The organism is Streptomyces callyspongiae (genome assembly GCF_047200695.1).
Lineage (GTDB): Bacteria > Actinomycetota > Actinomycetes > Streptomycetales > Streptomycetaceae > Streptomyces.
Genome location: NZ_JBJZOM010000015.1, coordinates 118,652 through 125,180 on the forward strand (window position 1 = coordinate 118,652; position 6,529 = coordinate 125,180).

The window sequence follows — 6,529 nt, forward strand, 5'->3', positions numbered from 1 at the left end:
TGCCGGCAGACCCTGCCGGGGCCGCGAACGCTACCGGGGCCCTACGCTCAGAAGGTCCAGTTCGCCGCGCATGTTGCGCCGTGCCGCACGCTCCCAGCGCGCGCGGCCGCGCGGGGTGCGGAACAGCGCGGGCATGTCGAGCAGCCCACGCAGCACGGCGGCGCGCCCTTCGCGGAAGGCCGGGTCCGGGACGAACCCGTACTCCCGGCGCACCGAGGCCGCGTAGTGGGCGTACTCCTCCGGCGAGCCGCCCAGCACCGCCAGGTCGGCGTCGCACAGCGTCTCCCCGTTCGCGTCCCCCTCGCCGGGGGCGTGGGAGGCGGTCAGCCGCACCAGTCGGGCGGCCTCCGCCGTCGTCCGGTCCGGGACGCCCGCCTCCGGCAGGGCCCGCTCGGCGAGTTGCGCGCTGCGCTCCTCGTTCTCGTTGCGGTCCGGCCGGTACACGGCGTCGTGGAACCAGGCGGCGAGCCGCACCGCGTCCGCGTCCTCGGCGTGAGCCGACAGCTCGTCCACCCGGTCCAGCACGGCGGTGAGGTGGCGCAGCGTGTGGTAGTGCCGCTGCGGCTCGTCCCAGCGCTCCAGGAGCGCTCGCCCGAAGGGCAGCGGGTCCGGTTCCGCTGCGCCGCCGCGACCGCGCACCAGCAGTGCTTCCCAGCGGGCGAGCAGCGCGTTCCGATCGGGTGCGGGCGCCCGGTGCGGCTCCGGCCGGTACGGGATCGGGGAAGGCATGTCCACAGTGTGCCGCGCGGTGCGGGCCCGTGCGCCGTCCTCCGCCCGGCGGCGGTCCCGGCGGCCCGCCGCCCCGGCGCTGCTCCCGTCCGTCGCCGAGTTCCGAAACACGTCCGGCGGCAGGGGAGTTCAGGTTCCCTCCGGCGGGGAAGCAGTGAAGGCGGGCCGTCAACCGCGCTCCCCCGACTCCCTACCGGAGGTGAACCGTGCGGGCCGTACGACTCCCGTGGTGGATCTCGGCACCCCTCGCTCTCGTGGTCCTCGCCGCCCTGCTCGCCGCAGCCGGGCGCCTGCACCTCCTACCGGGGCTGTCGAACCCCCTCGCGACCGACACCGAGGACCGCACCGGTCCGACGCTGCTCACCTCCATCCGCAACATGAGCCGCTACGAGGCGGCCTCGGGCAACTTCCAGGTCGTGGTCGACATCGACAAGGACGCGGCGTACCTGCCCGATGCCCTGCTCGGTGAGCGCGTCCTGTTCGTGGGCGACGGGAGCGTCGGTGCCTACGTCGACCTGGGCGACCTGAAGCGGAAGGCGGTGAAGGTCGACGACGCCCGCACCGAGGCGACACTGACCCTCCCGCACGCCCACTTGGAAAAGCCCGCACTGAACGTGAACCGTTCGCACGTCGTGTCGCGGGAACGCGGGCTCCTCGACCGGTACGGCGACTGGTTCTCCGACAACCCGGGCGACGAGCGGCAGGTGCGCCGGGCCGCCGTGCGGCACATCGCCGAGGCGGCCGAGGAGAGCGGGCTGCGTTCCCGCGCCGAGGAGAACACCACGCGCATGCTCGAACAGCTCCTGCGCTCCCTCGGGTTCGAGCGCATCACCGTCAGGTACCGGTGAGCTCCGGGGGAAGATCCGCGGCGTGCACCACGGTCAGTCCCGAAACGGCGCGCGTCAGGCAGACGTAGAGACGCCGCAGGCCGGTGCGCCGGTCCGGCTCGCCGGCCACGAGCGCGGCCGGTTCGTCCAGGACCACGTGGTCGTACTCCAGGCCCTTCGCGAGCGTGCCCGGAACCAGCGTGAGGCGCGACCGGGCCGTGGTCTCCTCGCCGGGCGCGAGGTACGGCAGCCCGGCCTCCCGCAGCGCCGCCGCCAGTTCCGGCACCCGGGCGTCCGCCGCGATCAACCCGATCGACCCCTCCCGCTCCAGCGCCTCGAGGCAGGCCACCCGCACGGCGCGCGTCAGCTCCGCTGGGGCGACCGCCCGCACCGCGAAGTCCCCGGGCGATTCCCGCACGGACGTGGCCTCCGTCAGGCCGGGCGCGATGGCGGGCAGCAGGCGGGAGGCGTACGCGATCACGTCGCGCGGTACGCGGAAGCCCTGCGTGAGCTCTTCCAGGTGCGCACCGTCCTTGCCCAGATGGGTGAGGGCCTCCTGCCAACTGCCCGTGGCCCAGGGGGTGGTGCCCTGCGCGAGGTCCCCCAGCACCGTCGCCGACCCCGTGGTGCAGCGGCGGCCCACCGCCCGGTACTGCATGGGGGAGAGGTCCTGCGCCTCGTCCAGCACGACGTGTCCCAGGGACGGCGTGCGGGAGATCAGGTCGGCCGCCTCGTCCACCAGCGTGGCGTCGGCCGCCGACCACGGAGCGGACTTCACACCCCGGGCCGGTTTCGCCCACAGCACCGCCCTCTGCTCCGCGGCGTCCAGCAGCCCCTCGGCGTGCGCGGCCAGGAACTCCGCGTCGGACAGCAGCCGCAGCACGAGCTTGGCCGGATCGACCGCGGGCCAGGCGGACTTCACCACTGCCTTGACCGCGGCGTTCCGTGCGACGGCGTCCTGCACCCGGTCGTCCGGGGCCTCGCCGGCACGCTCCATGCGCACCAGCACGGCGTGCGCGATGCGCTGCGGCAGCGCCTCCCGCGCGGCGCCGTAGCGGATGTCGCGCGACAGCAACTCTTCGACAATCTCCTGGAGTTCGTGCGCCGGAATGCGCCAGCGCCGCGACCCGCGCACCACCATGCACGGCTCGGACGGAGGCGTCACACCTGCCCGGACGGCGCGCCGCAACACCTGCGCCATCCGGGCATCGCCCTTGACCCGGGCCGCGTCCGCGGAATCGGAGGACTTCACCCGCACCCCGAAGCGTCCGGCAACGGCCTCGACCAGGGCGTCCACCGTCGCCTGACCGACCTGGAGTTCACCGAGAGCGGGCAGCACCTGCTCGATATAGTGCAGGAAGGACCGGTTCGGACCGACCACCAGGGTCCCGGTGCGGGCGAGCCGCTCGCGGTGCGTGTAGAGCAGGTACGCCACCCGATGCAGGCCGACGGCCGTCTTCCCGGTGCCCGGTGCTCCCTGCACGCACACCGTCCCCTCCACGCCGGAGCGCACGATCGCGTCCTGCTCCGGCTGGATCGTCGCGACGATGTCCCGCATCGGCCCCACGCGCGGCTTCTCGATCTCCCGCTGCAGCAGCGCACTGGTGGGCACATCCCCCGCGGAACCGGAGATCACCGCCTCGTCCGGGTCGGTGAGGTGCTCGTCCTCGTAGGCGGTGAGCTCACCGCCGGTGCAGCCGAAGCGGCGGCGGAGCGCGACGTCCTGCGGGTCCTTGCGCGAGGCCCGGTAGAACGGCTGCGACACCGGAGCCCGCCAGTCCACGACCATCGGGTCGCCCTCGGCGTCGTGCACGTGGCGGCGGCCGATGTGGAAGGAGTGCCCCGCGTGGACCGAGGCGGGCGCCGAGCCGCCGTCCGGGTGCGCGTAGTCGAGGCGGCCGAAGAACAGCGGGGTGCCGGCCAGGTCCGCGAGGGAGGCGATGCGGTCCTGGATCTGCGCCTGCAGCACCTCGGCGTTCACCCAGTTCGCCGTGACGTCCCGGATGTCCAGCGCCTCGGTGTCCGCCCGCATCGCCCGCAGCGCGGCCCGGGACGCCGCCAGGTGCCCCCGCTCACGGGCCAGCGGATCCGGCGGATCGGACGGTGCGGGGGCGGGGGTGGCTGCGGCGTTCTGCGGGGCGTGCGCGGACACGGCTCGGTTCCTCCGGTGCGATCGGGCTGCCTGTGCGCGACGGTGTGCGGCGCGGCGCGACGGCGCGGACGTGCGGAGACCGGGCACCGGGAGGCGGCTCGGGCCGCACGCCGCAGGCCGTGCGCGGGCACGTGCGTACGCGGTGGGCGTGGGCGGGGCGCCGACCGGTTTCCGAACGGCCGGAGAGCCTCCCGTGCGAGCGGAGAGGCGGCAGAAGCGGCATTCTAGACTCCGCTCCCCGGCACGGCGAACGCTTTTCCGCGACGCGCCTCCCGCGTGAGGAAGGGACTTTCGGCCGGTTCCCGAAGCGGCCGGCCCCCGCATGCTGGAGGCATGAGCACCGCACCTCGCAGCGGCAGCCGGGTCCCGGGCCAACGCCCCGGGCACGGCGCCACGGCGCTGGGTACGGACGCGGCGGGACGCCCGAGCCGTCACCGGCGGCACGTGGTCGGCGACACCCTGCGCGTCGCGAAGGTCTTCGTGGGGACCGCCTTCGACGTCGTCGTCCTCGGCGACCACGAGGGACGCCCGGCCCGCGCCGAGCAGCCGGAGCCGCAGCCGGACTGACCGGGCGCCGACCGGCCTCAGACGTCGTCGCCGGCCAGCAGCTCCATCGAGTCCACGATGCGATAGGCGTAGCCCTGCTCCGCGAGGAACCGCTGCCGGTGCGCGGCGAAGTCCTGATCGAGGGTGTCGCGGGCGACCACCGAGTAGAAGCGCGCCTCGTGCCCGTCCGCCTTGGGGCGCAGCACCCGGCCGAGACGCTGCGCCTCCTCCTGCCGGGAGCCGAACGTGCCCGACACCTGGATGGCCACGGTGGCCTCCGGGAGGTCGACGGAGAAGTTGGCCACCTTCGACACCACGAGCACGCTCAGTTCGCCCTGCCGGAAGGCCTCGAACAGTTTCTCGCGCTGCGCGTTGCCGGTGTCGCCCTTGATCACGGGGGCCCCGATGTGGGCACCGAGCTCGTCCAGCTGGTCGATGTACTGGCCGATCACGAGGGTCTGCTGCCCCTCGTGGCGCCGTACGAGTTCCTCGGTCACGCGCTGCTTGGAGCCCGTCGTGGCGCAGAAGCGGTACTTCTCCTCGGTCTCCGCCGTCGCGTAGGCGAGCCGTTCGGAGTCCGTGAGGTTGACCCGCACCTCGACACAGTCCGCCGGGGCGATGTAGCCCTGCGCCTCGATCTCCTTCCAGGGCGCGTCGAACCGCTTCGGCCCGATCAGCGAGAAGACGTCCGTCTCGCGCCCGTCCTCCCGTACCAGGGTCGCGGTCAGGCCCAGGCGGCGCCGGGCCTGGAGATCGGCGGTGAACTTGAACACCGGGGCGGGCAGCAGGTGCACCTCGTCGTAGACGATCAGTCCCCAGTCCCGGGAGTCGAACAGCTCCAGGTGCGGGTAGACGCCCTTCCGCCGGGTCGTCAGCACCTGGTAGGTCGCGATGGTGACCGGGCGGATCTCCTTCCTGGCGCCGCTGTACTCGCCGATCTCCTCCTCGGTGAGGGAGGTGCGGCGCACCAGTTCGTGCTTCCACTGGCGGGCCGACACGGTGTTCGTCACCAGGATCAGCGTGGTCGCCTGTGCCCGGGCCATGGCTCCCGCGCCCACCAGCGTCTTCCCCGCTCCGCAGGGCAGCACCACGACGCCGGACCCGCCGTGCCAGAAGCCCTCCACCGCCTGCTCCTGGTAGGGGCGCAGCGCCCAGCCGTCCTGCTCCAGCGCGATCGGGTGGGCCTCGCCGTCGACGTACCCGGCCAGGTCCTCGGCGGGCCAGCCGAGCTTGAGGAGCACCTGCTTGATCTGGCCGCGTTCCGAGGGGTGGACCACCACGGAGTCCGGGTCGATGCGTGCTCCGACCAGCGGCTGGATCTTCCTGGAGCGCAGCACCTCCTCCAGCACCGGCCGGTCGGCGCTCTCGAGCACCAGCCCGTGGGTGGGGTGCTTGACCAGCTGGAGGCGGCCGTAGCGGGACATGGTCTCCGCCACGTCCACCAGCAGGGCGTGCGGCACGGGGTAGCGGGAGAACTCGACGAGGGCGTCGACCACCTGCTCGGCGTCGTGGCCGGCGGCGCGGGCGTTCCACAGTCCGAGCGGCGTCACCCGATAGGTGTGGACGTGTTCGGGGGCCCGCTCCAGTTCCGCGAACGGCGCGATGGCTCGGCGGCAGGCGTCCGCCTGCTCGTGGTCGACCTCGAGCAGCAGAGTCTTGTCGCTCTGCACGATGAGCGGCCCGTTCACAGGCGGTCTCCCTCCGGGGGCGGCTGGTCCGGTCCACCGGTTGCGGGCGGTGGCCGCCCCCCAGTGTCCCGCATCGTGCGGAGGAACGTCTTCTCTGCCAGTTCTGGGGCCAACAGTCCCTGCGGCCCCCATCCGGAGGCGGGGGCGGGGGGCCCCCCCCCCCCCCCCCGCGGCACACCCCCCCCCCGGCCACCACCGCCCGCCGCCCACCCCCCCACACCCCCCCCCCCGGGCGGCGGGGCGGTGCAGCGGCCGCGGGCGCCCCCGCGGCCGGCGTGCCGATGCGGTTCCGGCGGCCTCCGGCAGGGGATCCGGCGGTGCCGGATCGGTGCTCGGGGCGGCGCTCGGGGCCGCGATCTGCTCCTGAGAAGTCAGCCGCCACCGCTCCGCTCGGTCCCGCCGCAGCTCTGTCCTGCCGCGAGTGCGGGGCGCGCAACCCGCTGGGACCGGTCTTCGCCTGCGAGGTGTGTTTCGGGCCGCTGGAGGTCGCCTACGACCTCCCGACCGGCGACCCCGAGGGCCTCCGCGCGCGGATCGAGGCGGGGCCGGACACCATGTGGCGCTACGCGCCGCTGCTGCCGGTGCCG

At 74.0% G+C, this 6,529-nt stretch carries 5 protein-coding genes and 1 pseudogene; 3 read left to right on the plus strand and 3 right to left on the minus strand.

All coding sequences use genetic code 11. The annotated features are described in order from the left end of the window. Positions 1-30: 30 nt before the first annotated feature. On the minus strand, positions 31-729 hold the full coding sequence (locus ACL06G_RS16295; protein WP_412786169.1) for an HD domain-containing protein: 699 nt from the start codon (positions 727-729) through the stop codon (positions 31-33). A 206-nt stretch (positions 730-935) separates the two neighbouring features. Between ACL06G_RS16295 and ACL06G_RS16300 the strand changes: the two genes are divergently transcribed. Continuing rightward, a complete protein-coding gene (locus ACL06G_RS16300) occupies positions 936-1,577 on the plus strand; it encodes a DUF4230 domain-containing protein (protein WP_412786168.1) in 642 nt (213 codons plus the stop codon). Here the strand turns inward: ACL06G_RS16300 and ACL06G_RS16305 are convergent. Beyond that, the gene (locus ACL06G_RS16305; protein WP_412836218.1) at positions 1,564-3,708 is read right to left on the minus strand and encodes a HelD family protein; all 2,145 of its coding nucleotides are present in this window, start codon (positions 3,706-3,708) and stop codon (positions 1,564-1,566) included. The genes ACL06G_RS16300 and ACL06G_RS16305 overlap by 14 nt on opposite strands. A 333-nt stretch (positions 3,709-4,041) precedes the next feature. Between ACL06G_RS16305 and ACL06G_RS16310 the strand changes: the two genes are divergently transcribed. Beyond that, entirely contained in the window at positions 4,042-4,275 is a 234-nt protein-coding gene (locus tag ACL06G_RS16310; RefSeq protein ID WP_412836219.1) for a hypothetical protein, read from the plus strand. A gap of 17 nt (positions 4,276-4,292) precedes the next feature. Here ACL06G_RS16310 and ACL06G_RS16315 read toward each other — a convergent pair whose 3' ends face one another. After that, the gene (locus ACL06G_RS16315) at positions 4,293-5,942 is read right to left on the minus strand and encodes a DNA repair helicase XPB (protein WP_412786165.1); all 1,650 of its coding nucleotides are present in this window, start codon (positions 5,940-5,942) and stop codon (positions 4,293-4,295) included. Positions 5,943-6,223: 281 nt separating this feature from the next. On the opposite strand from ACL06G_RS16315, the pseudogene ACL06G_RS16320 reads away from it, so the two are divergent. After that, positions 6,224-6,529 (plus strand): annotated as a pseudogene (locus ACL06G_RS16320) (hypothetical protein); the annotation flags it as partial.